Source organism: Vibrio bivalvicida, assembly GCF_001399455.2.
Classification (GTDB): Bacteria; Pseudomonadota; Gammaproteobacteria; order Enterobacterales; family Vibrionaceae; genus Vibrio; species Vibrio bivalvicida.
The window spans coordinates 67,762-94,498 of sequence record NZ_LLEI02000021.1; the positions used below are offsets into that span (position 1 = coordinate 67,762).

General features: G+C 43.8%; 26 protein-coding genes. 10 read left to right on the plus strand and 16 right to left on the minus strand.

Annotated features, from left to right (window positions below):
• Positions 1-31: 31 nt before the first annotated feature.
• Positions 32-1,297 (plus strand): GntP family permease, encoded by a 1,266-nt coding sequence (locus APB76_RS05605; RefSeq protein ID WP_004412799.1) that lies wholly within the window; start codon positions 32-34, stop codon positions 1,295-1,297.
• Positions 1,298-1,306: 9 nt separating this feature from the next.
• The gene (locus APB76_RS05610) at positions 1,307-2,443 is read left to right on the plus strand and encodes a glycerate kinase (protein ID WP_049845909.1); all 1,137 of its coding nucleotides are present in this window, start codon (positions 1,307-1,309) and stop codon (positions 2,441-2,443) included.
• 146 nt (positions 2,444-2,589) lie between these two features.
• Here APB76_RS05610 and APB76_RS05615 read toward each other — a convergent pair whose 3' ends face one another.
• The 5 genes from APB76_RS05615 to APB76_RS05635 all read right to left on the minus strand — a co-directional run bounded on the left by APB76_RS05615 (position 2,590) and on the right by APB76_RS05635 (position 6,409).
• Entirely contained in the window at positions 2,590-3,318 is a 729-nt protein-coding gene (locus APB76_RS05615; RefSeq protein WP_049845946.1) for a substrate-binding periplasmic protein, read from the minus strand.
• 240 nt (positions 3,319-3,558) lie between these two features.
• A complete protein-coding gene (locus APB76_RS05620; RefSeq protein WP_049845910.1) occupies positions 3,559-5,001 on the minus strand; it encodes a DUF4041 domain-containing protein in 1,443 nt (480 codons plus the stop codon).
• A 3-nt stretch (positions 5,002-5,004) separates the two neighbouring features.
• Positions 5,005-5,319 (minus strand): hypothetical protein, encoded by a 315-nt coding sequence (locus tag APB76_RS05625; RefSeq protein ID WP_049845911.1) that lies wholly within the window; start codon positions 5,317-5,319, stop codon positions 5,005-5,007.
• 306 nt (positions 5,320-5,625) lie between these two features.
• The gene (locus APB76_RS05630) at positions 5,626-6,084 is read right to left on the minus strand and encodes a hypothetical protein (protein WP_054961174.1); all 459 of its coding nucleotides are present in this window, start codon (positions 6,082-6,084) and stop codon (positions 5,626-5,628) included.
• Positions 6,068-6,409: a hypothetical protein gene (locus APB76_RS05635; protein ID WP_049845947.1), complete on the minus strand. Its 342-nt coding sequence runs from the start codon at positions 6,407-6,409 to the stop codon at positions 6,068-6,070. Before APB76_RS05635 ends, APB76_RS05630 begins: the two co-directional genes overlap by 17 nt.
• A gap of 415 nt (positions 6,410-6,824) precedes the next feature.
• On the opposite strand from APB76_RS05635, the gene APB76_RS05640 reads away from it, so the two are divergent.
• The 3 genes from APB76_RS05640 (at position 6,825) to sigZ (ending at position 8,836) form a co-directional block, all read left to right on the plus strand.
• The gene (locus APB76_RS05640; protein WP_049845913.1) at positions 6,825-7,163 is read left to right on the plus strand and encodes a hypothetical protein; all 339 of its coding nucleotides are present in this window, start codon (positions 6,825-6,827) and stop codon (positions 7,161-7,163) included.
• Positions 7,164-7,436: 273 nt separating this feature from the next.
• On the plus strand, positions 7,437-8,132 hold the full coding sequence (locus APB76_RS05645; RefSeq protein WP_049845914.1) for a glutathione S-transferase family protein: 696 nt from the start codon (positions 7,437-7,439) through the stop codon (positions 8,130-8,132).
• Positions 8,133-8,221: 89 nt separating this feature from the next.
• Entirely contained in the window at positions 8,222-8,836 is a 615-nt protein-coding gene (gene sigZ / locus APB76_RS05650; protein WP_082880286.1) for an RNA polymerase sigma factor SigZ, read from the plus strand.
• Positions 8,837-8,841: 5 nt separating this feature from the next.
• Here sigZ and creD read toward each other — a convergent pair whose 3' ends face one another.
• The 6 genes from creD to APB76_RS05680 all read right to left on the minus strand — a co-directional run bounded on the left by creD (position 8,842) and on the right by APB76_RS05680 (position 15,705).
• On the minus strand, positions 8,842-10,182 hold the full coding sequence (creD, locus tag APB76_RS05655) for a cell envelope integrity protein CreD (protein ID WP_049845916.1): 1,341 nt from the start codon (positions 10,180-10,182) through the stop codon (positions 8,842-8,844).
• A 75-nt stretch (positions 10,183-10,257) separates the two neighbouring features.
• A complete protein-coding gene (gene creC / locus APB76_RS05660; protein ID WP_049845917.1) occupies positions 10,258-11,700 on the minus strand; it encodes a two-component system sensor histidine kinase CreC in 1,443 nt (480 codons plus the stop codon).
• Positions 11,700-12,410, minus strand: a complete 711-nt coding sequence (locus APB76_RS05665; RefSeq protein WP_054961173.1) for a response regulator — start codon at positions 12,408-12,410, stop codon at positions 11,700-11,702. Before APB76_RS05665 ends, creC begins: the two co-directional genes overlap by 1 nt.
• 264 nt (positions 12,411-12,674) lie before the next feature.
• Positions 12,675-13,865 (minus strand): serine hydrolase domain-containing protein, encoded by a 1,191-nt coding sequence (locus APB76_RS05670; protein WP_049845919.1) that lies wholly within the window; start codon positions 13,863-13,865, stop codon positions 12,675-12,677.
• 358 nt (positions 13,866-14,223) lie between these two features.
• The gene (locus APB76_RS05675; RefSeq protein ID WP_049845920.1) at positions 14,224-14,757 is read right to left on the minus strand and encodes a MerR family transcriptional regulator; all 534 of its coding nucleotides are present in this window, start codon (positions 14,755-14,757) and stop codon (positions 14,224-14,226) included.
• Between the two features lie 9 nt (positions 14,758-14,766).
• Positions 14,767-15,705: a DMT family transporter gene (locus tag APB76_RS05680; protein ID WP_049845921.1), complete on the minus strand. Its 939-nt coding sequence runs from the start codon at positions 15,703-15,705 to the stop codon at positions 14,767-14,769.
• Between the two features lie 251 nt (positions 15,706-15,956).
• Here APB76_RS05680 and APB76_RS05685 point away from each other — a divergent pair, with 251 nt between their 5' ends.
• Entirely contained in the window at positions 15,957-16,541 is a 585-nt protein-coding gene (locus APB76_RS05685) for an SRPBCC family protein (protein ID WP_049845922.1), read from the plus strand.
• A 91-nt stretch (positions 16,542-16,632) separates the two neighbouring features.
• Here the strand turns inward: APB76_RS05685 and APB76_RS05690 are convergent, their stop codons facing one another.
• The 3 genes from APB76_RS05690 to APB76_RS22910 form a co-directional block, all read right to left on the minus strand.
• On the minus strand, positions 16,633-17,841 hold the full coding sequence (locus APB76_RS05690; RefSeq protein WP_054961172.1) for an IS256 family transposase: 1,209 nt from the start codon (positions 17,839-17,841) through the stop codon (positions 16,633-16,635).
• 368 nt (positions 17,842-18,209) lie between these two features.
• Complete coding sequence (gene thrS / locus APB76_RS05700) at positions 18,210-19,397, minus strand: threonine--tRNA ligase (RefSeq protein ID WP_054961171.1); 1,188 nt, start codon at positions 19,395-19,397, stop codon at positions 18,210-18,212.
• 305 nt (positions 19,398-19,702) lie between these two features.
• Positions 19,703-19,858, minus strand: a complete 156-nt coding sequence (locus tag APB76_RS22910; protein WP_157633184.1) for a hypothetical protein — start codon at positions 19,856-19,858, stop codon at positions 19,703-19,705.
• 67 nt (positions 19,859-19,925) lie between these two features.
• Here APB76_RS22910 and APB76_RS05705 point away from each other — a divergent pair, with 67 nt between their 5' ends.
• The 3 genes from APB76_RS05705 to APB76_RS05715 all read left to right on the plus strand — a co-directional run bounded on the left by APB76_RS05705 (position 19,926) and on the right by APB76_RS05715 (position 22,821).
• Positions 19,926-21,611 (plus strand): SgrR family transcriptional regulator, encoded by a 1,686-nt coding sequence (locus APB76_RS05705; protein WP_054961170.1) that lies wholly within the window; start codon positions 19,926-19,928, stop codon positions 21,609-21,611.
• Between the two features lie 74 nt (positions 21,612-21,685).
• A complete protein-coding gene (locus APB76_RS05710; protein ID WP_049845927.1) occupies positions 21,686-22,069 on the plus strand; it encodes a DUF2784 domain-containing protein in 384 nt (127 codons plus the stop codon).
• The gene (locus APB76_RS05715; RefSeq protein ID WP_049845928.1) at positions 22,066-22,821 is read left to right on the plus strand and encodes an alpha/beta hydrolase; all 756 of its coding nucleotides are present in this window, start codon (positions 22,066-22,068) and stop codon (positions 22,819-22,821) included. The genes APB76_RS05710 and APB76_RS05715 overlap by 4 nt, the downstream gene beginning before the upstream one ends.
• 5 nt (positions 22,822-22,826) lie before the next feature.
• Here APB76_RS05715 and APB76_RS05720 read toward each other — a convergent pair whose 3' ends face one another.
• Positions 22,827-23,891 (minus strand): metal-dependent hydrolase, encoded by a 1,065-nt coding sequence (locus APB76_RS05720; protein WP_054961169.1) that lies wholly within the window; start codon positions 23,889-23,891, stop codon positions 22,827-22,829.
• A 282-nt stretch (positions 23,892-24,173) separates the two neighbouring features.
• Between APB76_RS05720 and APB76_RS05725 the strand changes: the two genes are divergently transcribed.
• The gene (locus APB76_RS05725; RefSeq protein WP_054961168.1) at positions 24,174-25,850 is read left to right on the plus strand and encodes an amidohydrolase; all 1,677 of its coding nucleotides are present in this window, start codon (positions 24,174-24,176) and stop codon (positions 25,848-25,850) included.
• A gap of 9 nt (positions 25,851-25,859) precedes the next feature.
• On the opposite strand, the gene APB76_RS05730 is transcribed toward APB76_RS05725, so the two are convergent.
• A complete protein-coding gene (locus APB76_RS05730; RefSeq protein WP_054961167.1) occupies positions 25,860-26,732 on the minus strand; it encodes a LysR family transcriptional regulator in 873 nt (290 codons plus the stop codon).
• Between the last annotated feature and the right edge of the window lie 5 nt (positions 26,733-26,737).

A 26,737-nucleotide genomic window follows, 5' to 3' on the forward strand; every position in this document is an offset into this window, starting at 1 on the left:
AGTTCACAAAATAATCGGAAATAACAACAAAATGATAGAAGTCACTACCCTTGGTGCGTTGACCGCTTTGGTCGTCGCCATTGCCCTTATTTTGAAAAAAGTGCCGCCTGCATACGGCATGATCATTGGTGCCTTAATTGGTGGTGTGGTCGGTGGAGTATCACTGACTGACACGGTTTCACTGATGATTGGTGGTGCGCAAGGTATCGTTACTGCGGTACTCCGCATACTTGCCGCTGGTGTACTAGCGGGTGTCTTGATTGAGTCGGGTGCGGCAACTTCGATTGCCGAAACCATAGTGAAAAAAGTGGGTGAAACACGCGCACTTCTTGCTCTCGCTATCGCGACGATGATTTTGACTGCGGTTGGTGTGTTTGTCGATGTAGCTGTTATTACGGTCGCACCAATTGCACTCGCGATTGCACGCCGCGCTGATATCTCTAAGACCGCAATTTTGCTAGCCATGGTGGGCGGCGGTAAAGCGGGTAATGTGATGTCACCAAACCCGAATGCGATTGCAGCAGCCGACGCGTTTAATGTCCCACTGACATCGGTGATGGCGGCTGGTGTGATTCCTGGTTTGTGCGGCTTGGTATTGGCTTACTTCATCGCGAAAAAACTTGTAAACAAAGGCTCTAAAGTAGATGCGTGTGAAGTGGTAGAGGTGGATCATTCGCGCCTACCCGCTTTTAAGGCAGCGATTGTTGCACCGTTGGTTGCGATTGCACTGCTGTCGCTACGCCCGATAGCTGGTATTAACGTTGACCCATTAATTGCGCTTCCTTTAGGTGGTCTTATCGGCGCCGTAGTCATGGGGCGCTTTGCAGATACCAATCACTTCGCTGTTGCCGGTCTTAGCCGTATGGCACCAGTGGCAGTAATGTTGCTTGGTACAGGTACTTTAGCGGGCATTATCGCTAACTCTGGCCTAAAAGATGGATTGATTGATGTATTAACGGCATCTGGATTGCCTTCATTCTTACTGGCACCAATTTCAGGTGCAATGATGGCATTGGCAACAGCGTCGACAACGGCGGGTACGGCAGTCGCTTCAAGTGTGTTTAGCGGCACAATTTTAGAACTCGGAGTGCCAGCATTAGCAGGCGCTGCAATGATTCACTCGGGAGCGACAGTTCTCGATCACATGCCACATGGCAGCTTCTTCCATGCGACAGGTGGCGCAGTGCACATGGATATTCGCGAGCGTCTGAAGTTAATTCCATACGAGTCTGCGGTAGGTCTGATGATCGCATTCGTCTCGACCATGATGTTCGGTGTGTTTGGTTTATTTGTTTAAGGAATGAAAATGAAGATTGTAATTGCTCCTGATTCGTACAAAGAAAGTTTAACTGCTATGGAAGTGGCGACTGCGATTGAAAACGGCTTTAAAGATGTAATGCCAGACGCAGAGTTTGTTAAGTTGCCAATGGCTGATGGCGGTGAAGGTACCGTGCAGTCATTAGTTGATGCAACGGGTGGTCGCATTGTCACTGCAACAGTGACAGGGCCGTTAGGTCAGCCTGTTGAAGGTTTCTATGGCTTGTTGGGCGATGGCTCTACAGCCGTGATTGAGATGGCCGCGGCATCGGGTTTACACCTTGTTGAACCAGCGAAGCGTAATCCACTGTTAACGACGACCTATGGGACTGGCGAACTGATTAAAGCGGCGCTTGATGCTGGGGTTAAACATATCATTGTCGGCATTGGTGGCAGTGCGACCAATGATGGTGGTATTGGTATGGCCCAAGCGTTAGGGGCTCGCTTGCAAGACGAACAAGGCGCTGATCTAGCCTACGGCGGTGGGGCGCTTGAAAAGCTTGCCAGCATTGATTTGGCTGGTCTAGATAGTCGCTTAACTGATGTTAAGTTAGAAGTGGCATGTGATGTTGATAACCCACTGTGTGGCCCGAAAGGCGCGTCGCATATCTTTGGCCCGCAAAAAGGCGCAACACCTGAAATGGCAGAGCAGCTAGATAGCAACCTAGCTCACTACGCTGAAGTAATTCGCCAAACTAACGGTAAAGAAGTGATAGACCAAGCTGGCGCAGGTGCTGCGGGTGGTCTTGGTGCTGCTCTACTTGGTCTGTTTGATGCGAGCCTACGCCCAGGTATCAGCATTGTCATGGATGCGGTCAATCTGGCGGAAGTGGTAAAAGATGCGGATTTAGTGATTACTGGTGAAGGTCGTATTGATAGCCAAACCATTCATGGCAAAACACCAATCGGTGTCGCTCGCACTGCCAAACAGTACGACTTGCCTGTGATTGGTATTGCGGGAAGCATCGCGCAAGATTGCCACGTTGTGCATGAGCACGGCATTGATGCTGTCTACAGTGTCGTACTCGGGGCAACCGATCTGCCTACTGCGCTAAAAGAAGCGGCATTCAACGTCGAGATGACCTCACGCAACGTTGCCGCTGCACTGGCAATGACGTTTAAATAACTTCCCTTTACACTGTAAACGGCCGCTAGTTAGCGGCCGTTTTTGTATGCAGGTTGTGAAAGTTGGTTACCTTAAGGTGTTTTTGGACAAGGCAATGTTAGCCACTGCTGATGCAAGTGGTGGCAAGACAGATTTACCCGCTTAGGCTATTTCGAAAAGTACTGGCTCATTGTCTGCTCGACGTCGATTTTTTTCAGCCCAGCGTCGACAATCTGCTTCCACTTTTGGCCTGTTTCATCATTACCGAACGCGACATATAACTGCTTTTCTTCCAAAAGCTTAGCGTTCATCTGTAAAGAAGCTTTTGCCTTGGTAACTTCTGGGTCACTCTGAAGTAAGTAATTGAACACATTTTTGTCTATTACCGCGAGTGGGATACGATTCGCCGCCACCTTTTTCAGGTTTACGTTGTCTGCAGTCACTGGGATTCCTTGAATAGCACCACTTGCAATCATCGCATCTAACTCTTCAGTGTTGATATAACCGCGCACGACACCAATTTTATAACTTTTGAGATCTTGTAGGCTCGACCAAGTCACTGGCTTAGATGTGTTCTCTGCAAACCCTAGCGGACCAGTTCCAATGGGGTCAGATAACACCAAATCATCAGATTCAAAATAATATTCAGGAAAGTAGCCCGCGTACTTGGGCTGAGTTTTCGCCAAATGGACGGCTCTTTCCCAAGGGTAAAACTCCACTTTTAGTTCGTGCCCCATTGCTTCTACTGCAGCTTTAACCACCGCTACTGAGGCTCCCTGCTCTGGTTGGCTACGACTTGCATAAGGTGGCCACTCCAACGATGTTAAGGTAAGAACCTCTGCCTTGAGTGGTAAAGTCAGAAAGAGAGTAAACAGCGCGATTTTTAAGTGTGTCATGTCAAAGCCCTTCGTGATATCGACGTTTTCAGTATAGGTGCTGAAAAACAAGTGTGTTTTCACTAAGGACGAGTGAATGCAAATAGACTCAACATAACTGAGCCATAAGACAGTGATACGAAAGTGTGTAAACGAAAACCGCTTTAATAGAAGAGATTTTGTTTATAGCTATAACTCGATATTGGACAAAGGTGAGCCAGCGCTGATCTGGCTGACTCGAAGACGGACAAAACTGTTAAATCATGCGGCATCACTAAGACGGAGGCTTTCGAAATAGTCTTCCGCCAGAGCGGTCATTTTGAACTCAGCATCTACTCCAGCGATCTTTTCAACGGCATCTTTAATTTCCTCTAGATCGACACTGAAGAACTCCTTGCGAAGGTTAACTGCATTAACACGTTGAGAATGGAATTCACGGTGCAAAGCTGTTTCGAGTGCAGGCGCATCATCAGTATAAATCATGGCATGTACGTCAAATGGGAATGGTACACTGGCATCACCAAGCTCTTTAACTCTGTCCATAGGCTCTAGCCTGCGCGTTAAACCTATCTTGTAAACATCTTCTCCAAAGGAACCAATGTTACTTATCACGTACACATGTCCCTTACGAGTTTGTTCCGCCATACTCTTGGCACGCTCTTCTTTGGCTTCAGCTTCGGCCAATTGCTGCTCTAGAATGGCTATTCTTTGTTCCATTTCACTACGTTCTTGTTCATTAGCTTGAGCAAGCTCTTGCTGAGCTTTATCAAGAAGGTTTCGATACATTTTTTCTTCTTTCTCAGCTTCAGCAATAGCTTTTTCGAACTCCTTTATTACTCTCTGCTCTTCACGAATTTGCTCTTTGATGAGCTTCTGCTCGGCAATTTCTTCCTGTTTCTTCAGGGTATATTGATACTGAAGCTTACATTCTTCGAATTTTAGTTCGATGTAATCAATATCAAAGCCACACTCCAGTGTCGCAGCCGACTTTTCTAGATTGTTTGCTAGTTTCTCGATTCGTTCCAGCGTACGACCAAATGAGCTTGGAGAAACCTTGCCAATAAGCATGTCACATTCAATATTGAACGCTGTTAGCATTAGCTTAATTTGACCATTGAGGATTTTTTTATTCAAAGACTTATCATTAGAAATAACGGTCGTTTCTGGGAAGGTGACTGCGGTCTTCGCTTTAATCATGTCTTTTTGTTGCTGCCGTATGTCTTTGATCTCTTCAGAATAGCGAGTTGATGTTTCGTAGAGATATTGTGGCATTTCAAAATGACCATGAGCAGCATATTCATCGAGTCGTGAATACAAGTCTATCCCACCCATTATCTCGTTCAGATCCAGTTCGCCTTTTTCAATATTGGCATTAAGTTCATTTAGAGAGTTTTGGGCCGCGTCAAGGGACTGTTGCTGTTCTAAAATACTAACTTTAAGAGAGTCATCTTGTCCTTTCAAAGCTTGTAGGTCGGCAGTTTCAGCGTTAATTTTGGAAAGTGCCTGCTTTGCTATCTCAGTAGTTTGCTGTAGTGATTCATTTGCTTTCTTTAATGTCTCGTGCTCTTCTTTGGCTTTCGTTAACGCTTCATCAATTGACTTGTACTGTCCAACTTTTTTATCCGCAGAGCGTTTCGTCACTATATAGGTCAGCAAAACTGCTAACAAAGATATGCCTGCTAATATCAATAAATTGTTATCCATTGTTTACCTTAAAACCTCTTGTATGAATTGCTTTCTAAGGGCGGCTCGTTCTTCACAGCGGTCTTGGTATTCTTCATTTGCATTTGATAGCGCAATTTTAAATGCTTGCTTTGCTGCGGATTGTTGCTGTCTTACTTGCCGCTTTAATTCTCGCTGAGCTTCACGCACACCTCTTTCATGCTCTCTAAGTGCTTGAGCTTCAGCACGTTGCCGAGCTTTCTCTCTACGCTGAGCTTCGCGGGCGGCTTGTTTGTTGGCTCTATCTATAGCTTTAACAACCTTTATAGCCGTCCTTAAACCACTTCCTCGTCTGGCCAATGCATTTCTCCTCTGAGCAAATTAAAATTATGCTTCCGATGCTAGCACAACAAAATTGGAAAGGTTGTTATTGAAGTCAAACAGATTGCATAACGTCTATAGCTATGAGAGTGCTAAGGTTCCAAATATCTATGTTTCTCACAGGCAGATTAGCCCCTTGCTCTGGGTTAGAAAAAATATTCCAAATGATGGCATGGAGAGCAATGGTTCATGCAGTCGCTGACTCATTTTGGGGCAGGACTAATTTAGGGCAACCTGTCAGATCTAATCACACCTAGGTTAAGAAACTGACAGATTGTATTCAGACTAATTCAAAGATGCTCTTATGGTGTCGAAATAAGCTTTTGTATCAAATGGTAAGTTAAAAGTACCGCTCTTGCTTAAAGTCAAGATTTCATCTGCAAATCTATTTGCCACGGACTTATAGTCCTCAGGTTGGTTTCTGCTATTTAGCTCAAACCATACATTTAAAGGTTTTGCATCACCTGAACTGATGGACTTTTGAAACAAATGATAAGTGTAATCCTTAAATTCAGTCTCAACACATCTAGTTAAAGCGGAACGGTTTAGCTCCAAGAGAACAACCTTTAACTCAAAATCTGACAGTGAAGATAACCACGCATCATTAACGTGTTGTATGCTCCTCTTTTGCAAGCTAAGGCAGGAGTCTGTTCTATCATTTAGCTTTTCGTAAGCAACATCTAACTCACTTGCAATCAGTGAGTTAGAAATTAACAAAAGAAGAAAACTACCTAGTCGCATCATATACACAGCCCCAAAACTTAACTTCTTGTTGGTTCTTACTAAACAAGCGGGCGTCGTCTGCAATGTTGTTGACTAAACGTCTAGTATTAGAGTGAACAGAAGACATCGCAGTACCAAACTGCTCCCAATCATATTCCCCAATTTCTTGGATTCTAGTATGTGGAGCAACTCTCTTAGTAAAAAGCTCGAGAATCGGGATACCGCTCAAAGAGATTGCCAACAAGTTACCCAACTCAACTTTACTCTCTATTTCTTGTAGGTAGCGAGCCATAGTTGGGGATACTTCCATTTCCTGAATTTTGCAATACGTTAAAACGCCTGCCATGTATAGACCTAACAATATCATTAAACTAACCAACCAGTATCATAGCAAAAGTTAAAATAGCAATGCGTCGGTTTTAATAGGCAATTTAACAAATTTCAATAAGATGGAATGGTATGAGACTTTCACCCGTATTACATCATGGGGGTTAGCAGCGAACAGCATGAGAAGAATGGATAACTTTTAGAATCGCAAAAGCTCATGAACAGGATGCGAATAAGTAAAAGGTCTAGGCAACTTCGGGGCATTTTCGTTCTAGAAAGTGCCGAGTGAAACTGTTCAGGACAAAAACGTGTTTCAACTTGGCCTCGTGAATGTGCGAAAGTGGCACTGAATCAGCGCCTTTCAACATTAAATCTCTATTACGTTGTTTCGTGATAGTGATAAAATCTTTACATCAGAATTATCGAGAGCATCTATGTTTATCCACCATGTAAACGGCATTGACTGGCTGGTGATTACCGCCTTTGAAGAACTTAAACCTCTATTTATTGAAGAAGCCGGTTCGATCCCCGCTTGCTTCTCTAGCGCCAGTGAATTGGGTCTGATTGAGCAAGCCAAGCGCGCTTATGGATATTTACCTACACTCAGCGGTGTTATTACCGATACTGGTACTTTTCAAAGCCAAGATAACGATGAAGATTTGAATCCACAGCTTGCCTGCCTAGTTGAGGGGCGTGGTCGAGTATTTATCTATCACGGCAGTTATGTGGCTTTTGTGGATGATGAGCAAACCTTTATTACTCGAATGGACTAAACATTATTCAGTAAGTTGAAATCGGCGAATTGAATGGATCCGGATCCTAGCTTCAATAAGAAAAGCTAGGCTGCGGTTAGCTGGCGGGATGTATCTGTATTTATTCGCCTATCAGCTTTTTTGCTCATCTTTTGGCCTAAGGAAGGTTGAATATATAAAGCTCTCTATGCAGTTTTTGCTGTCCCACTTTTTTTTACTAAAAAGCTTCGTCTTTTTTTGTGTCCTCTCGTCTTACTGGTGTGAACATTCTAACTTTAGAGAGGAAACAAAAAAATGTTGAAAGTTGTTAGCTTCAAAATCTGTCCATTTGTACAACGTGTTACTGCTGCTCTTGAGGCGAAGCAGATTCCTTATGAAATAGAGTACATCAGCCTTAAAGATAAACCGCAGTGGTTTCTTGATGTATCACCAAATGCTCAAGTCCCAGTAGTACTGACGGAAAATGGCACGGTTTTATTTGAGTCTGATGCGATTATTGAATACATCGAAGATGAATATGGTCCGTTAGAGCAGGACGTGTCCAATGAGCAGCGCGCATTAGATAGAGCTTGGAGTTACTTAGCCTCAAAAAATTATCTGGCACAATGCGGAACAATGAGTAGTAAAGATAAGATAACTTTCGAACAGCGAGAGAAGAAGTTAAGAACCGCATTTGAAAAGGTCGAAAAGCAACTTTTAGATAATTCAAAATTCTTCAAGTCTGATACCTTAAGTAACGTTGACATTGCTTGGCTACCTTTATTGCATCGTGCCGCTATTGTAAAAGAACGTACTGGTTACGACTTTTTGTGTGGTTTGCCTAAAACTCAATTGTGGCAGAAAGCTATACAGGGTTCGGGATTGGCTGATAAGTCGGTTTCCTCTGATTTTGTAGAGAAGTTTACAGATTTTTACCTAGACAATACCTATCTGGCTGAGGGTAAGGATGTCCAAAGAGCAGGGTGTAGCACTAGTAACTGTTGCGATTAGTGTTTTTTCTAACAGAAGTGCTCGTATGGGCACTTCTGTTTACAAGTACTAAAAGACAATAAAAGAAATCTTTGGACGAGTATATGGTAGTGAATGTTGAGAAAGTATGGTCTGAGTATCAAAGTAGCCTCAGAGGTTTTTTACATAAAAATGTCTCTGACGCAGATGATGTAGAGGATCTACTCCAAGAGGTTTTAATTAAGACTTATAAAAACCTTCCGAAAGTGCGTGACAACAAGAAGATCAAATCTTGGTTGTTTCAGATTGCCAATAATACCATTATCGATTTTTACCGACAGCGGAGAGTCGAAAGCGATATAGATATGATTGTAAACGAGTTTTGGCACCCCGAGCCTACGCAAGAAGTGTTGGAGCAACTAGCCGAGTGTGTTGTTCCATTCATCAATGTCTTACCTAAAGAAGAGGCTAATTTGTTAACGGCCATCGAGATAAACGGCATATCTCAAACACAGTATGCCGAAAAAATGGGAATTAATTATTCAACACTTAAGTCCAGAGTACAAAAGAGCCGCAAAATGCTCTATAACCTGTTTGATGAATGTTGTACATTTTCTATTGATAGCCAAGGCAATGTGATTGATTATCAAGCAAAAAATAACACTTGCACTAGTTGTCCCAACTCGACAGCAAACGCAATCACTACCACCAGCGAAACCAGCCATTTGACGGGCATGGATAAGTAGCTTGCTTAAACGTGTTCATGATTCGCCTTTGCGCTTTCATCTGCTTTCTTATTTCGAGCATACCAGTCGATGTTGCGTGTAATGACCATAGTGAAGCTCAAAATCGCGAAGCACAGTAATGTACCCATGACCAATGCGTAACTCTCTGCTTGTAGCAAGCCAAACAGCAATCCGTAGAGAGTGAGCAAGCATGCTCCGAATATCACGCCGTGTTTGGAATTGTTCAACATGCCGCTCACGTACACGCTTAATAGCCCCGTCGATGCTATCGCCGACACCACGTATGCCCAGTTAAAACCTAAGTGTTCACTCATCGAAATCAGCAGCAGATAGAAAAGCGCCAAAGCCAAACCAATGAAGCCGTATTGCACCGGGTGAACTGGACGCGCTTGGAACAGCTCAAGTAAAAAGAAACTTGCAAACACTAACGTGATAACCAGTAATGAGTAGTTTACCGCTCGATGAGACTTCAAATAGTGGTCTACTGGGTCAATCAAATCCACGCCCATTTGTCGCTGTTCTAGTTCATGACAGGCGTTGTTGGATGATAAGCAGCTTTGGAACAGTTGTGCGATATTGGTAGAGAAGTTGTTGCTCGCCCATTGCGCTTTAAATCCGTCGTCAGATACGTCGGACGACACTGGTAAGTAGTCACCGATAAAGCTAGGATGTGGCCATGAAGAAGACAGCTCAACCGTCGTTTGGCTGCCAATTGGTGTCACTTGTAGCTGCCCCATTCCTTGCAGCATGAAGTTAAGATTAAACGCTAAAGGTTGTTCTGTGTTTAGGTCGACTAGTTTCAATGCGCTGTGGAAGCCCTGTGGTAGCTGATCTAGCCCTGTTCCCGGCATTATTACGATATCGGAGCTCGCCAGTGCCATGTCATCGAAACGAATCAATCCGCGACTGTCTTCAATGCCGACTACCAAGCTGATGTTTTCAATATCGAGATTTTTCAGTTCGGCTATGTCGCCAGCATCAAAAGTGCCTTTCAGTGCCACTTGCGCTTTGTATAAACGCGCGCGATAAATGCCGCGATACTTTTCAAAACTGTCCAGATTGGCGCTCATGTCAAAAGTGCTGGGTAAGAGGAATTTACGGCGATCTTTAATCTGTACTTTATCATCTCGGTAACTGGTCTCGGTGTAGTTGACCATAATGAAAGGACCAATGATTCGCTGTTCGCCACTGCTGCTGCGTGCAATGTCGTTTCTGACTTCATCTTGGCGATAGGAGCGTTCTGAGATCAGTCCTGTAACCATTGAAAGGGGGATTTGCAGTAAGACAAACAAAAACAGCACGAAAGCGAACTTCGTGCCGAGTTGGTTATTAAGGATCTTTTTCATTTTTCATTCTCCATTTGCTGATGGCAGTAATCTAAAGCAGCAATTTGGAGAACGAATGAAGCTAATGTGGAGTTTCTATGGAGTTGGCAATGTCAGGGTTACTTTCACGCCGGACTCAATGTTTTCTACACGCAAGTCACCTTTGTGTAGCTTGGTAACTTGTTCAACAAAATTCAGCCCGAGCCCTGTGCTCTTAACGCCACTTTCGCGAGCGAGAGAATAGAAACGCTCAGTTAATCGGGGCATCGCGTAGTTCGGAATGTGAGGGCCAGTGTTAAAAATCGACAGGCAGACTTTTTCTTTCGTAACTTCTGCTTCCCATTCAATACATCCTTCTGAATGAACAAAATCCAGCGCATTGTCCATCAAGTTAAAAACGGCTTGTTTGAGTAAGAAGGCGTCACCGAGCACAGTGAGATGTCTGTCAATATCGATGTTGGCAGTGACCGATTGAGCACTCAAGCGCGCATCCGCCGATGCAACCACTTCACTAACCATTTGGTTTAGCGAGATAGATTCGACTTGTTCTAGCTCGGGACGCTTTTCAAGACGAGCGAGTTCCAACAACTTATCAATCAATGACTGCATGCGATCGCTTTCCCGCTCAATGTTGCCAGCAAAGCGAGCAACCTTTTCTTCTGATAGTGGCATCTGCAGTATTTCGCTCGCGCCTTTAATCGCTGACAGTGGGCTTTTCAACTCATGAGTCAACGTCTGCACGTACTCTTCGACATACTGTTTACCATCGAGCTGGTTGCGCATTTTCTCTAACGCGTCGCTTAGCGTGCCATATTCGTAAAAAATACGAAATGTCGGTTTAGAAACCTTTACGCCTTCGCCCATTTTCGTCGCGTAGTCTTCTAGCTTGTTCAGTGCCGTATGAATTCGCCAAGCGAACAGTCCCCCAGCAAGTAGTACTAAGCCACTCATCCACACCATCCAAAACAGCACATTGCGTTTAGAAAGATCGATGAAGGGTTGCACAGAGCGATTGGATTTTGCAACCGTCACACTGCCAATGATTTCGCCTCTGTGGTAAATGGGCGCGGCAACGTGCATAACGGTTGAAAGAGGGTCTTTTGGATCTTCAATAGTACTACGTGCGCCATACTGACCGCGCAGTGTGAGATACACATCGTTCCATTGTGAGTAGTCTTTACCAACATCTTGCTGCCAAGAATCCGCAATCACAATACCTTGTTTGTCTGTGATGTAAATTCGATGGTTAATCGCCTTTTTGCCAATTTCCCAAATGCGCGCTTGTGGTTCTCGCTGCCCGTAAGCCGCTAGCAGTTTAGAAAAGCGACTCTCAGATAATTTGCCGTTAGCAACGTCTTCTTCTGCTAATACCGCAAGCAGGTTCGCCATATCCACCAGCGTTTCTTCAGTGGTTTGGCGCACGGTCGGCTTTAGCTCTTGAACTACGGTTTTACTCACCGTGTAAGCTGTCATTCCTACTAAGATGAAGTAGAGAAAAAACAGTCTTAACCCAAGCGGAATCCTTGGCCAGCGATTCATCATTCACCTTTAATGCAGTAGAAGTAACCAAAGCCACGCTTGGTACAGATTCGTTCAGACATCTCGAACGGCTTCAGTTTATGGCGAATGGCTTTAATGTGGGTATCGATATTGCGCTCGTATGCGGCCTCTGGTGCCATGTCTGCGGCGACCATGAGTTGCTCTCGACTCAAAACATTGGAAGAAACCGAAATCAGCTTATCGAGGATCTTGAATTCGACCGCGGTTAGCCCGAGCATTTGTCCGCCGACACCATAATCGAAGTTTTGCGCGACCAAATTATGGTTAAGTTGAGCTTGTTCAGTAATGGTACTGAGTTCTGGCTTAAGCTCTGTCATCGGCGCTTTGGTTTTGATTCGAAGCTTGATACGAGCCAGCATTTCACGAGGGCTGAATGGTTTAGTCACGTAATCATCCGCGCCAATCTCTAAACCAACCACGCGATCAATTTCATCGCTTCTCGCGGTTAGAAAGATAATAGGTATATCAGAAAACTCACGGATGGTTTTGCACAGTTCAAAACCATTGCCATCAGGTAAGCCTACATCTAACACGAGTAACGCTGCTGAATTGCGCTGCAAAAAGGTCAAGCCTTCTCCCGCTGTAGCAAACCACTCTACGTGGTAGCCATCCATTTCTAATACATGAATCAGGTTTTCTGCGATGGCAGATTCATCTTCAATAATGACGACGGTCAATTGGTCGCTCAATGTCTTAACCTCGTTGACGATGTGTATTTTTGTCGTGGGGTTATCCACTACTTTGGCGCAAAGGCTAGCGGATTGATACGATAAAGGCAAAATCCGTGAAGCAATATATAAGGGAAGATGAGAAATGGACTCGGATTTAAAATTCCGTTTTGTCACATTTCAATAGTCAAAGCGATGTATCATCGCTTATAGAAGGCCGGCGGAAAAGCTATTCAAATCCTCTTGATTAAATAGCTCTCCATAGGTTGGTAGTTTCCGGAATATTTACGGATAGTACGTTGCATTTGTTATATCGAGAGATGGTAGTACGTAGTTAACTATTAGCTCTAGAGGATAGTCTTCATCCTGTTGTTGATAATTTCCCGATGTGATCAGAAAAATAAGCTGAAGCTCAGGTATGATGAACATGTCTTGACCACCTGACCCTCTCATGCCCGCGATAGACAATCGTTTATCTCCAATTTTTATCAATGGAAACCACCAGTTATGTCCATACTGAATTTTTCTATCTTCCCAAAAACGTCCTTTGGGAATTAAACTGGCATCGGCCCATTTTTCGGAAAAAATGCGCTGATCGTTCCATTGCCCTTTATTCAAATACAGTTGCCCCAATTTGGCAAAATCTCTAGACGTCAAATACAGCCCTGAAGAGCCTAAGAAATCTCCTGTGATTTCATGAGGAAACCAATGGTAATTGACAATATTAAGAGGGGAGAACAGCGCCTCATTGGTGTAGGTTTTCAAATCTTTTTCCGTAACCCTCTCAATCAGACCGCCTAAAAGTACACTCATCGCGCCTTGATAGACATATTTTTCACCAGGAGGATAGCGCATGTCTTTGTTGAAGATATACCTATAAGGGTCGTTAGATAACCACATGTTCATAGCATCGCTATTGATGTCATTCCATTCCGACCAATTCAGACCGCTGTTAAAGTCCAGAGCATGCCTTATTAGAACGTTTCTCTTTAGTTCAATGTTTGGGATTTCTTCGTCTAGATAGTAGTTAAAAATGGGGGCATTAATGCTAGGAATATCTTCTTGATATAGTAGGTGGCCAATTAGGGTTGCTGTAACTGTCTTTGTTACAGATTTCATGTGGTGAAAAGTATCAGGAGTTGGAGGGTACGGATCAGGCATGGGAGTGCCGTCTGGTGAACTCCTATTTAAGTAGTATTGTTCGTAAACAAGATTACCATTTCGAACTATTAGCATTGACTGAACTTTTTGGGATGAGTTTTGGTCAACATCCTTGTGTAACTTGATTAGTTGTTTTGGATTGAAACCTTCCTGCTCTGGCAAACTTACAGCCCAGTCATTTTGTGTCCCTTCTTGTGTCCAAGTAAACGTGTTTTCATTCAATAGGTTAGTGTGATAAACATACGAAGAGACCAACACCAAAATGATTATTGCCAACCAATTAGCTTTGTGACTCAAAAATCCCATTTTTTTCATTTTACTTCCAATGTAAGTCTTGCCGCAGCGGTTGACTGTCACGTTAGCGTATTACTGAATTCGTTTTTTCGAGGCACAACAAATAACTAAATAATTTAGAGCGCTTAATGTTCAGGTGGCCTCTCGTAATGTCGCCGTAGCCTAGCAGTGATCTTTAAATAATCATCGCTGCTTTAAGGCTCTTTCACGGAAATGTGTCAGCGACTTCAGCAGTACAATCTGCCTCTGAGTAGTTACGTTAAGGGGGGAATGGGACAAAACTGACTTAGACGCCTAGCCCGAATTTATTACAGCAGGGTTCCTACTAAAGAACTCAACTTTGGCTGTCTTTGTATTTGAGGCTGGTACTTTACAAAGATCACTTACTCTGGTGCGCTTTTGACCAGCACCTAATCCTATTTATTTCCTCCTCCTCAATTCCTAACGATTCCAAAAAGTTTTGATGATTTTCTGGATCTAGCAATTCGAATTGCTTGTGCCACTCATGCATGTCATCTTCATTTAAACCAGATGTCCTCATTACCTCTGTCCATTGCTCTTTAGTTATTGGTTTTTCACTGACTAATGAAGGTGCTCTTAACATAACGACAATAGCGGCTTGCTGCTTTTTTAACCTTTGAATTTCTTCACCTAATGATGAAAATTGCCCACGTAAAATTTGTTCCCTCTCCTTCTCACTGTTGTTATCCAATAGCGTCGAGATTTCTTGTACGGGGACACCAAACGCGCGATATGAAATAATTTTACTCAGTCTATCGATCTCTTTTTGTCCATACTGTCTATAACCACTCGCGGTACGTAAACTAGGATATAGCAGCCCTTCACGTTCGTAATACAGTAATGTTGTTCTAGATATGCCGAATTTTTTAGCAAGCTGTGTAACAGTGAGCATGACTTACCCTCAGAATTTAGAGTTGGACAGAATTCGTTTGCTAATAAACGTTGGAATAATAGCACTAAGTAAAATGATCAAGCTGCCTAGTATTGCAAAAGCGTCAGGTACTTCGGAGAACAAAAAGAAACCGATAACTAGTGAGTATATGATTTTCACGTATTCCACGTTGGCGACAACATTCGCTTCAGCCCATTTGTAAGCGCTAACCCCAAACCACTGTGCTACTGATGAAATCAAACCAACCAATACCAACAACATAAGATCAGGGAGTGTTGGCCATACCCAAGCATATAATGCAGGCACCAAGGCAATAAGACCTACAAAAATAGCCTGATAAGAGAGTAGTGTTATCTTAGGTTCTGTCTGAGCGACTTTTCTCACGCAAATTACCGCTATTGAAGCACCAAACGACGCCACAATACCAAACATTACGTAGGCGAAATTGGCATCTTCAAAGGTTGGCTGTACAACAAGCATCACTCCGACAAACCCTGCGACAATCGTAAAAACTCGATTGAAACCAATAGTCTCAGATAGAAATACTTTAGAAACCAGCGCGACAAAAAGTACTTGAACAAATCCAAGAGCTGTCGCGTCAGCAAAAGGTAAACCGCTAACGGTTAAAAATCCAAAATACAAAGCGACGAAAGCTCCTGAAACCCTCAATAAATGCAACCCTACTTTGTTCGGTCGAATCAATACTTTGATATTAGATGCAATGACAGGAAACAGCAGTATTACGAATACAACCTGGCGGAATAAAAGGATTTGAAAAGGATCAATTCGTTCACTCAGCGTCCGTACAAGTACACCGACTATAACAAACAAAGCGGTTGAAATGAGGGCCAGTAAAATTCCCTTATTAACTGGAGACAAGGAATGTGAGAAGTGCTCTAGCAAAGGATGGCTCTTAGCTTTGTTTATGGTCTGTTGTGTTACTGACATGATTACCTCTCTTGTTTGAAATCAACAGAATGATAAAGCCTTCACTTATAGACGGGTCAAGAGACGAAAATATCACTTTGACCTGTCCACAGGTGAAAGCTTTAAGGTGGCATTCACTCAGATGGATTCTAAGACCGATTCCTCTGAAATCAGAGCTCAGGCACCAATCTAGATAAATAGGTGATCAGGTATTTATTCTGGTTGGCAGGAAAGCTTGTGTATCTAATTAACAACCATTAAGGAACGCCACAATGTTTAAGAAAGGCCTTACTTTTTTTACGACTTCAGCTATAGCAGCAGTCACTTTGGCCAGTACTCATATCCTTGCAGCCTCAAGCAGCCATTCATCTCATTCGGGTCACTCGGACAATACGGTGAGTTCTTATGGGTATAAAGGAATTGAAGAAACAAGAACATCGACCTTCGAAATCCCACTCCCAAAAGAAGAAGCATTCTATTTGTTTACTCCAATAGGTGAGAAAAATTGGGTGCCTCCATTTAACCCTGCTTTTTATGGTGGAAAAGAAGAACCCAAAAGAGGTAGAGTTTTTTCTACATTGTTAGACGGGCAGTTTATTGTCTGGCAGATAACTGATTATGACCCAGAAAACAACGAAATCGCTTATTCGAGATTTATCCCTGAACGAGATGTGACTCTACTCACTGTTGATGTCGATCAGCTATCGGGGCAAAAGTCACTTGCCACAGTTACTTATTACTATACGAGTACTTCAGAAGCAGGTGATGAGTATGTACAAAAAATGGCTCACAACTTCGATGATTATATTCTTGAATGGAAAAAGGCTGTCGATAAATATCTTGAATCCGGTCGGTAATCTATCTCGCTGAAGGCTTTGATAAAAAAGGCATCGGTTAACAGATAAACCTATGCCTGACCCTGTAAATAATTCTGTGTAACTGTCGGGGTTACATGTAATCAGTGAGTCGGTCTTCGTACATAATCATAAAGCGGTTTAGAGCTTGTCGCCAGTTTCTAATCGACATCGTCCACTTCTTGGAAGCATCTCGGATAGCTAGGTAGATCACCTTTCTAGCTGATTCATCCGTTGGGAAGAGCTTGCGCTTCTTAATCGCTTTTCTAATAACGCTGTTGAGGGATTCAATAGCGTTAGTCGTGTAAATGGCTCGGCGAATATCCTCTGGGTAGTTAAATAGGGTGTTGAGGTTGTCCCAATGCGCCGTCCAAGAGCGACTGATTTGAGGATACTTACTATCCCATCGGTCAGAGAACTGCTCTAGAGCCAGCAGAGCCTCATCTTCTGTGGCTGATTGGTAGATTTTCTTCAGGTCAGTCGTCACCGCTTTGTAGTCTTTCCAAGGGACGTATTTGACCGAGTTTCGCACCATGTGGACGATACAGAGCTGTATTTGCGTCTCTGGGAACGCAGTGTTGATGGCGTCAGGAAAGCCTTTTAGTCCGTCAACGCAAGCGATAAGGATGTCTTTTATCCCACGGTTTTGAAGCTCAGTCAGCACGTTAAGCCAGAACTTGGCACCTTCCGTTTCAGAGAGCCACATACCGAGCAGTTCTTTTTGGCCTTCCATGTTCACGCCTAATGCAAGATAGACTGCTTTGTTGATGACTTGCTTGTCTTGACGCACCTTAACCACGATGCAATCGAGATAGACGATAGGGTAAATTTCGTCGAGAGGTCGCGACTGCCATTCAATCACTTGCTCAAGCACCGAGTCGGTTACTTTCGATATCAGCGTTGGCGAGACATCAGCATCGTATATTTCCTTGAACGTTGCGACGATTTCACGCGTAGTCATGCCTTTCGCGTACAGGCTCAATATCTTGTCGTCCATGGATTGGAATCGAGTTTGGTGCTTGCGGACGAGTTGAGGTTCAAAACTAGCTTCACGATCTCGAGGGACGTCAATATCGACCTCTCCATCATCGGTGATGATTGACTTACCCGAGTAGCCATTGCGGGAGTTGGAGCTGGTTCTAGATTGGTGTTTTTGATATCCAAGGTGCTCATCGAATTCAGCGTTTAACGCCGTTTCAACGGTCACCTTGGTTAACATTTTTCGGAAGTCATCAAGATCAGATTCTGTTTTAATTGACTTTGCTGCTTCACGAGCAAAAGCTTCGAGTGCTTTCTTATCCATATTGTCCATCCTTAGCCTTTAGGCTTAAGTCTAGACAGTTACACAGAATTCAGGACACTCTTATGTGATCAGAAAAATAAGCTGAAGATCAGGTATGGTGGACATGTTTTGACCATCCGACCCTCTCATGCCCGCAATAGACAATCGTTTATCTCCAACTTTAATCAATGAAAACCACCAGTTATGTCCATACTGAACATTTCTATCTTCCCAAAAACGTCCTTTAGGAATTAGACTGGCATCGGCCCATTTTTCGGAAAAAATGCGCTGATCGTTCCATAGCCCTTTATTCAAATATAGTTGCCCCAATTTTGCAAAATCTCTAGACGTCAAATACAGCCCTGGAGAACCTAATAAATCTCCGTTTCTTATTCTAGTCGTGTTGAAACATAGCTAACTAGTTGTTCAATTGGCACTTGGTCTATTTTATGATCTTTTCGGTTTTTAATAGAAACCATACCTTGAGCTGTTTCACTGTCACCAATAGTGACGATAAAGGGAATCTTTTTGGAGTGGAAACGTTTCATCTTCCTACCAACTGAACTTTGGCTGAGATCTGTAAGCACAGGTATGTCATTCTCTAGAAGCTTTTCAGCTACGTTTTTAGCAAAACCACAACTAGACTCCTTTACGGATGCGATTGCTATTGGTAAAGGATGTAACCATAAAGGTAAGTCACCCTGAGACGTTTCCAGTAAGATACCAATCCAACGTTCGATAGAACCATACATTGCTTGGTGCATGATCACTGGAGCCTCAAACTCACCTTGTGCATTGACATATTGAACGTCGAATCTGTTGGCGAGATTGAAATCGAATTGAATCGTTCCACACTGCCAACTTCTTCCCATTGAATCCGTTAAAGACAGTTCAATTTTTGGTCCATAAAATGCGCCCTCTCCTTCTTGTAGTTCGACTGTGAGATTTTCATTGCGACAAGCTGCAATGAGGACATCTTGCGCTCGAATCCAATCTTCGTGCTCGCCTAATGCTTTGCTAGGTTTAGTCGATATTTTCACTTCGATCTGTTGATACCCATAATTGTTATAAACTTTACTAGCTCGCTGGAGGAATTGGCGAACTTCATGCTCAGTCTGCTCCCATTGACAAAATACATGGGCATCATCTTGAGTAAACTGACGTGCACGCAAGCAATCGTTTAACGATCCTGATGATTCATTGCGATGAACGAGTCCAAACTCAAACAATTTGATAGGTAGTTCTCTATGACTATGAACTCCACGCTTGTACAGCAAAATGTGGGCAGGGCAAGACATTGGCTTGAGTACGTATCTGTCGTGACATTCATTGCTTCCTCCAAAGAACATGTTGTCAGCAAACATAGCCATGTGACCGGATTTTTCCCACAGTTCCTGCTTCATAAAGACAGGAGTATTGACCTCTTCGAATCCACTTCTACGGTAAACTGCTCTCATATGACTTTTAATTCGTTCAAAAAGTCGCCATCCATTAGGGTGCCAAAATATCATGCCAGGTGCTTGTGGCTCTGAGTGGAATAAATCAAGTTGCTCTGCTATTTCTCGATGTGTCTTCATATTTCATCTCCAGTTGAGTCTGAGTGAAATACAAAGCCTAGATACAAAAAAACCTCTGGCGATGACTCACTCAGAGGTTTTCGATTGACGCAAAAAACTACCCCCTGAGTATCCTCATGGTGGTAGTGGCGGTGATTGCATCTAGATAAGTTCTTTTCATAGCCAATAGTACTAACATCAACGGTTAAGCCTTTCAAGCATAAATTTGATTGAGTCTTAGACGATATTAATGTCAGTAGCTATATGATAACGTCAATTATCTCATTGAATTGCTTGTACTTGGTGTTACCTCTATGACTGACTGATTAAAGCCACATCCCAACGAGCATGCCGATGAAAAAAACACATAAAATACGTGTTGGAGCAGGGTGGGTGTCACCAGTAATTGGTTGTTTTATTTCAGGGTTGACTAAATAGTCCTTCCCACTCAATGTGTAAAGTGCATAGCCTAAAGGGTCCATAAAATCTCTCCTGCTTTCTCTGTCTCTGTTGGTTATTATTGTTGAATAAACAGGAAGTAATAATGATATGGTAGAAAATCAAAGTTCACCTTTTATCACTCAGATCCACTTACAGCGATTACAGCAGTTAAGCAGACATTACCCGCTAAATAAGGCCTCAGCTACGGATGTCCAGACCCTAGCGGAGCAACTTAGCTGCTCTGAGCGTAATGTTGCCAAATTAATGAAAACACTGGCGAATATTGGCTGGCTTTCTTGGAAGCCGGGTAGAGGGCGTGGCAACAAATCAGAGATCAGCCTGCTAGAAAGCTTTGAGTCAGCAATGATGAGTGTCCTTGAGCAGCATTGCCACAAAGGACATTTGAGTGAGGCAGCAAGGTACGCGGATCACTTTGGTTATGAGGAGATGTTTCGTAATAGGTTGCCAAGCTGGCTGTCTCAGGCACAGGAAAGTTTAAAAAACCTGAACACCCTCATAACCCTAGTTCCTTATTCTCTTCCTATTATGCATCCGTTGTGGGCGTATAGAGCCAGCTCACGACTTTATATTGAGGCCATGTTCGATACTTTGCTTAGATACGATAATGAGACAGGGACTATACGACCACATCTAGCGCATTACTACGAGTTTAGAGGGGATGAACTTTGGCTACGAATTAGACCGGATGTCTATTTTCACAATGGTGAAAAACTGACTGCGCAGCATGTAGCGAAATGTATCGAAGACCGAGTGAGCAAACCACACACCTATCAAATTCTTTATCGCCACATATTGGAAGTGGTTGCCGAAGGCCTTTGGGTGGTGGTCAAGATGTCCCAACGGCATGAGTCTATCCTACATTTACTTTCCGAAGCCCATGCACCAATCTATCTAGACAGCGCAAAGTTGGGTACCCCATATGGAACAGGCCCCTATATGCTTGAAGCATGTTCTGAGCATCACTGGGTTTTGGTCAAAAACACTGATTATTTTGCAACAGGTGGGTTTATTGAGCGTGCAGAGTTTTGGACTAGTGATGGTGCTGATCATAGTGTTCAAGGGCATATTGTCCATCATAGGTGTCCGGCCTCCCAAGAGATGGGAGCAGATAAGATCTCGTTGCAAACAGGGTGCGATGTTATTGAATTTCAACATCACCGAGCAGTGCTTTCAATGAATGAGAAGGCATGGATCTTTCACCAAGCGAGAGATTTTTGTCGACAACAAGCCAATGAGTTTCTTCCTATTGCCAACTCGATAACAGGTTACCATCAAAACAAAGGTGTGTTTCTCTATCACCCCAAGCAAAGCAAGCCTACTCGAGCACTCCGAGTATGTATTACTGGGGAGACAGAGCCGAGACTCCAGTTAATAGAGTATCTTCGACAGCAAGGTGTGGAGATTGTTCTGGTTAGCGTTGAGCAGTCAAAACAGACATGGATTGATTTTGCTGTAGGGGGGTATGTTTTCCCTAATAACAATGTATTTGGTTACTGTAAATGGTTGCTTACTAGTTCGGCGTTTACTTCTTGTTTATCGGCGGATCAGCAGCAAGCGTTTCTCTCTATTGTTGATCAACTGATGCTCGCGAGTGATACCGAACAAGACTTTCTCAATGAGCTCCATCGTTGTGAGGATTGGTTGATCCAGAATGGTGTTTTTGTACCATTGTGGCGTGATTCTGAGAGTTACGATGTTTCCAATTCTCTGCACGGTTTAGAGACGGACAGCGCTGGAATTATATCGTTACAAAAACTCTGGTTTGATAGCTGAACTCGTACTACAAATGTAGGTAACACTAATTGTTTCGGTAAGCTATTTTTGACCTAGGGAAAGGGTGAAAGAATATGATTTATCGAATGCTGGCCGATCTTGTCGTCATACTTCATCTATTGTTTATCATCTTCGCTTTGTTTGGAGGTGTGTTAGTGCTATGGCGTCTCTATATGCTGTATATCCATATTCCTGCAGCACTATGGGCTGTTGCGATAAGTTTTAAAGGCTGGATTTGTCCTTTAACACCACTAGAAAACAAACTCAGGTTTTCTGCAGGTGCGGAAGGCTATCCGGGAGGGTTTGTCGAGCACTATGTCATTCCCATAATTTATCCGGTTGGATTGAGTACTGACATTCAGGTTTTTCTGGGTATGGCGGCAGTGGGAATAAATATAGTGGTTTATGGGTTTGTCTATTGGCGACATAAGAGTAAGCCTTGTGGGAGGCAAGAATGAAAAGCTTGCTAATTACTGTGGTGGTGAGCTACTTACTTATTGCGCTGACTATCTACTCCTTGCAACGTCGCCTTATGTATTTTCCTCAGCCAGCCAGCAATGTCTACGGAGAGATGAATACCAGCTTCGTTGTTGATGGAATCCAACGACATGGCTGGGTACTCAATGATGGTCAAGATAAGGCGCTAATCTATTATGGTGGCAACGCAGAAAGTATCGAGGCCAATATTCCATTGTTCACGTCAGTGGCCCCAAACTATACCATCTACTTGGTTCCCTACCGTGGCTACGGTAATGATTCAGGTATGCCTACGGAGAAAGCACTATATAGCGATGCCATGCAGATTTTTCAGTCAGTGGAAAGCAAACATGATTCCATATCCTTGATGGGCCGAAGTCTGGGATCTGGTATCGCTACATATATCGCTGCTCATAGACAGGTAGATAAGCTTATATTGGTGACGCCATTTGATAGTATCGAAAACGTCGTAAAAGATATCTATTGGATGTTCCCCGTTTCTTGGTTGCTCAAAGACAAATACCAATCCGCAGATAGAGTAAAAGATATTACGGCTAAAACCTATATCTTCATTGCGGAAGAGGATCGAGTGATCACGCGGGCTAGAACCGAGCAGTTAGTCTCCAAATTTAGCGATCAACTGATAGACGTTATAGTCATATCCGGTGCCGGCCACAATACGATTTCACAGTTTCCTTCTTATGGAACGGAGCTAAAGCGGCTCTTGAGGTAACTGCGTTAGCCGCTGCCCAATGGCGTCTTGTTTCCCTGAGTTGGTTGCTCTTCGCGCTGTGTTGTAGTGTGCAAGTTTGCATTAATCGTTTGGTCCCCTTTTAGTCGCTCCCACAATTGACCAAGCTGCGCCAAGCTTCTTTGACTGGGGTAGCGCTGAGTTGTATCGAGTAGTCGCCAATTGCCATTCTCATTCATACGAGCGAAGATAAATTCAAACGGCAGATTATCAGACATTCCCAAGCGTAGGTCAGTGACAATTAAAGCGTCGCTTTCGACTCGATAATTTACGTAGTTATGAGCAAAGGCTTGCAAACCTTTTAATGTCTCGGGATTATCTTGCAGGGGCCATTGCCCTAATGGGCGTGACACAAAATCAATACGAGAGTGGCCGTCTAATATTGAGGCTAAGCCTTCCCAGTACTCTTCTTCATCCATAACAATGACTCGCCATAACAGCGTATTGAAAGGGGTCGGTGTAATCAGTACTTGTTGCCTAGGGAGGTTTTGTGACACTAAGTTGTCTTCAACTCGAGAAGCAACGATCTGCTGGGAAGCATAGCCCCACCCCAAATAAAGCGTGGAGGTGAGCAGCATAGATAAGCACCATCGGCTACCTCTAGAGTTTGAGAACAGACTTACACCAATTGCGACCAAAAGCGGAACGGTGTACAGAGGGTCGATGATAAATACACTGTTAAGTGAAAAGTAACCTTGTATCGGCCATATAAGTTGTGTGCCATAAGTCGTCATTGCGTCTAACAGAGCATGGGTGACTAACACACATGCGGTGAGTGAAAATGTGCGGGATAAGTTCCAGAAATTATCTGGTTTCCAATGACAATACAGCCAAGAAATAATCCAAGAAAATGGCAACAAAACCAACAGAGAGTGACTAAAACCACGGTGCTTAATGGTATTTTGTACCGCATCGCCATAATCGAGTATGACATCAAGATCAGGTAAGGTACCTAGAGCGGCTCCGACTAACAGCACTTTTGCATTGCACTTTCTGCCCGCAATGGCGCCTGCTACTGTTGCACCTAATGCTGCTTGAGTAATTGAATCCATTTATTATTATCTCTTAGCTGGTTTCCCACCCCTTTAGGCTTATCTTTACAATCTAAGGTAACAGGGTTGAGCATCTACTTGTTTATTTTTATCTGCTTACTTTGGCAGCTACGTAGATCAATTGCGACAAAAATCGCAAAAGATTAACGGAACAGTTCAAACTGACTATCCCAATTCTCTGATAGTGACTATTTTTCCCCGAATCTAATCACTTGTTAGGCTATGCGTATTCACTAACCCTATACTGAGAAGCGTTAGGGAAGAATAAAAAGGAACAAGCCAATGAAACGAGCTTTCACTCTGACATTACTCGCGAGCTTATCAATGAGTACTCATACTTTTGCAGCAGACAGTGCGGATATGGTGTTAACCAATGCCAACATTTATGGTCACCAAACGGCAGATTCGATAGCCATCGCCAACGGAAAAATTCTTTATGTTGGCCAAAGTGCCGAATCAGATAAATTCACCAATCGTCATACCGAAGTGATTGACTTAGAAGGCGCCTATGTAATGCCTGGTTTTGTCGATAACCATAACCATGTCTTTGAAGCTGCGTCGGAAGCGGGTGGACAATGTGAAGTGAGCATGGATGCAGAATTAGAGGATCAAATCCCATACCTTAAGGCGTGTCGCAAAGACGCGACCAACGGGGAATGGGTGATGGGCTATGGCTTTTCAATTGAAGCGCTTCTCGCAGAGGATAACGAGAGAACTCCACTTGAAGTGATCGATGCCGTTTTCCCAGATCAGCCAGTTATTATTATGGAGCAAACCTCTCACTCTATGTGGGTCAACTCGGTTGCTTTAGAGCTTGCAGGTATCACTAAAAGCTCGTCAGAGCCACAAGGTGGTAAGATCCTAAAGGATGAGGTCACAGGTGAGCTCAGTGGTATTTTGTTTGATAACGCTGGTGATATCGTAATGGAAATGGCTTGGAACAGCTTGGAAGAGCAGTTTGACCAAAGCTATGAAGGACTAATGGCAGGGCTAGAAGAGGCGCGATCTCACGGTATTACCACGATCGGTGATGGTCGCCTATATTGGAAGCGCGGCTGGTATGAAGTATGGCAAGAAGCAGAGAAGCGCGGTGATCTGACCGCTCGTGTTTCGCTTAGACCTTGGATTTACCCTACGGACAGTATGCAGCCTCAATTGTCGTTCTTAAGCGAGATATATTCTGCGGATACGTCAGGGTTGCTGCTAGTTGATCAAGTTAAAATGTACAGCGATGGTATTTTGGTCAATGGTACCGCCAAGACGCTCGCGCCTTATCTTGATACCTATATTCCAGATGAACCGTATGGCATTAACTATATTCCGCCACAAGCGATGGAGACGTGGTTAAAAGCCCTAGATAAAATTGGTTATGGGGCTCATATCCATGCGATTGGTGATGGAGCGATTCGCGAGTCGTTGAACGCGATCGAAGCAATGCGCGGCCAAGGTGGCGATAAAGATTACACCTTAACTCACGTAGAGTTAGTCAATTCTAAAGATGTGCCACGTTTTGCTAAATTAGATGTGACTGCGGACTTCCAAGTCGGCTCTGATTACGTCGCTTACCACGATCACCAGTGGGCAGAAGCCTTCTTAGGTGCTAAACGCACAAGAGCCTTGATGAACCTAAAAGCTATCTTTGATACTGGTGCTAACGTATCGTTAAGCAGTGATTGGAACGTTCACGACATCAATCCACTGGTGGGGATCGCTAACAGTGTGATTATGGGCAAGACAGGTTTGCCGAGCGTTAAAGACGCCATTGAGGCCTATACGATTAATGCCGCTGTTAGCCTAGGTATTGATGATGTAACGGGCTCGATTGAGCTAGGTAAGTCGGCTGATTTTGCCGTGCTTTCTCATGATATTACCCAACTTTCACCAGAAAAAATTAAATCCACTGATATTTGGATGACGATCCTAAAAGGTAAGATAGTGTTTGATTTAGAGCAGCAGTAAGCACTCGCATTATCTAAATTGGTGCAGGTTTTTAATCGCCTCAATCACCTTGTTTCCGGTCTCTGATAATGTGAGGCCGGAACGCCAGTTGAGTTCAACACGGCGTGGGATAGCGCCTTGCTCAAAGTCAGAGTCAAGAGCGACGAGGGAGCCCGATTCAAGCTGTTGATGGAGATTATCCAGAGGTAGGAACGCAAACCCTTGGCCGTTTTCTAGCAACCGAATGAGTAGCGTTAGATCATTGATCACTGCATAATCGGGGCTAAACCCTTCTCCCTCTTCTTCTCCAAGCTCTCCCCAAATCAACTCTTTAAACAAGCTTAAGTCGTCAACAGAGACAGGCTGCGATTGTTTTAGAGTCATAGAAGGGTGGCAGACCAAGCCTTCTTGATAGCAGCCTAATTTAGCGTATTCCATTTCAGTTTGATGCAGCTGTCCTGATTCATGGCGGATGACGATATCTGTGTCGCCATTGCGCAGATCTTCGCTGAGTTCTTGAAACTCTGCGCGGTAAATCTCTAGGCACAAGTTAGGCAGTTGAAACAGAGTAGTGATTGCCTTGGTTAACGGGGACTCAGGAATATAGTGCTCAAGTCCGATGCGAATGGACGATGGCTCTCCTTGGCTAAGTGCTGCTGCTCGATGGTTGAGTTTATCAAGTTGCGCAAGGGTATGAGTTAGGGAAGGGAGGAGTTGTTCACCTTGAGCACTTAGGGTGCTTTTGTTGCCTGTTCGATCGAAAAAGCTGACACCTAAATCAATCTCAAGGTCAGAGATCCACTGGCTGACCTGAGATTGTTTTTTACCTAACTTACGCGCCGCAGCGGAAATCGACCCCAGCTCGATGGCAAGTAATAGTGCTTTGAGGTGAGTGACATTCATAAGGC

Excerpts from the sequence above, each read along its gene's own strand:
- APB76_RS05605 (WP_004412799.1), top strand. The coding sequence starts at position 32 with ATGATAGAAGTCACTACCCTTGGTGCGTTGACCGCTTTGGTCGTCGCC.
- APB76_RS05610 (WP_049845909.1), top strand. The coding sequence starts at position 1,307 with ATGAAGATTGTAATTGCTCCTGATTCGTACAAAGAAAGTTTAACTGCT.
- APB76_RS05615 (WP_049845946.1), bottom strand. The coding sequence starts at position 3,318 with ATGACACACTTAAAAATCGCGCTGTTTACTCTCTTTCTGACTTTACCA.
- APB76_RS05620 (WP_049845910.1), bottom strand. The coding sequence starts at position 5,001 with ATGGATAACAATTTATTGATATTAGCAGGCATATCTTTGTTAGCAGTT.
- APB76_RS05630 (WP_054961174.1), bottom strand. The coding sequence starts at position 6,084 with ATGATGCGACTAGGTAGTTTTCTTCTTTTGTTAATTTCTAACTCACTG.
- APB76_RS05635 (WP_049845947.1), bottom strand. The coding sequence starts at position 6,409 with ATGGCAGGCGTTTTAACGTATTGCAAAATTCAGGAAATGGAAGTATCC.
- APB76_RS05640 (WP_049845913.1), top strand. The coding sequence starts at position 6,825 with ATGTTTATCCACCATGTAAACGGCATTGACTGGCTGGTGATTACCGCC.
- APB76_RS05645 (WP_049845914.1), top strand. The coding sequence starts at position 7,437 with ATGTTGAAAGTTGTTAGCTTCAAAATCTGTCCATTTGTACAACGTGTT.
- creD (WP_049845916.1), bottom strand. The coding sequence starts at position 10,182 with ATGAAAAAGATCCTTAATAACCAACTCGGCACGAAGTTCGCTTTCGTG.
- creC (WP_049845917.1), bottom strand. The coding sequence starts at position 11,700 with ATGAATCGCTGGCCAAGGATTCCGCTTGGGTTAAGACTGTTTTTTCTC.
- APB76_RS05670 (WP_049845919.1), bottom strand. The coding sequence starts at position 13,865 with ATGAAAAAAATGGGATTTTTGAGTCACAAAGCTAATTGGTTGGCAATA.
- APB76_RS05675 (WP_049845920.1), bottom strand. The coding sequence starts at position 14,757 with ATGCTCACTGTTACACAGCTTGCTAAAAAATTCGGCATATCTAGAACA.
- APB76_RS05680 (WP_049845921.1), bottom strand. The coding sequence starts at position 15,705 with ATGTCAGTAACACAACAGACCATAAACAAAGCTAAGAGCCATCCTTTG.
- APB76_RS05685 (WP_049845922.1), top strand. The coding sequence starts at position 15,957 with ATGTTTAAGAAAGGCCTTACTTTTTTTACGACTTCAGCTATAGCAGCA.
- APB76_RS05690 (WP_054961172.1), bottom strand. The coding sequence starts at position 17,841 with ATGGATAAGAAAGCACTCGAAGCTTTTGCTCGTGAAGCAGCAAAGTCA.
- thrS (WP_054961171.1), bottom strand. The coding sequence starts at position 19,397 with ATGAAGACACATCGAGAAATAGCAGAGCAACTTGATTTATTCCACTCA.
- APB76_RS22910 (WP_157633184.1), bottom strand. The coding sequence starts at position 19,858 with ATGGACCCTTTAGGCTATGCACTTTACACATTGAGTGGGAAGGACTAT.
- APB76_RS05705 (WP_054961170.1), top strand. The coding sequence starts at position 19,926 with ATGGTAGAAAATCAAAGTTCACCTTTTATCACTCAGATCCACTTACAG.
- APB76_RS05710 (WP_049845927.1), top strand. The coding sequence starts at position 21,686 with ATGATTTATCGAATGCTGGCCGATCTTGTCGTCATACTTCATCTATTG.
- APB76_RS05715 (WP_049845928.1), top strand. The coding sequence starts at position 22,066 with ATGAAAAGCTTGCTAATTACTGTGGTGGTGAGCTACTTACTTATTGCG.
- APB76_RS05720 (WP_054961169.1), bottom strand. The coding sequence starts at position 23,891 with ATGGATTCAATTACTCAAGCAGCATTAGGTGCAACAGTAGCAGGCGCC.
- APB76_RS05725 (WP_054961168.1), top strand. The coding sequence starts at position 24,174 with ATGAAACGAGCTTTCACTCTGACATTACTCGCGAGCTTATCAATGAGT.
- APB76_RS05730 (WP_054961167.1), bottom strand. The coding sequence starts at position 26,732 with ATGAATGTCACTCACCTCAAAGCACTATTACTTGCCATCGAGCTGGGG.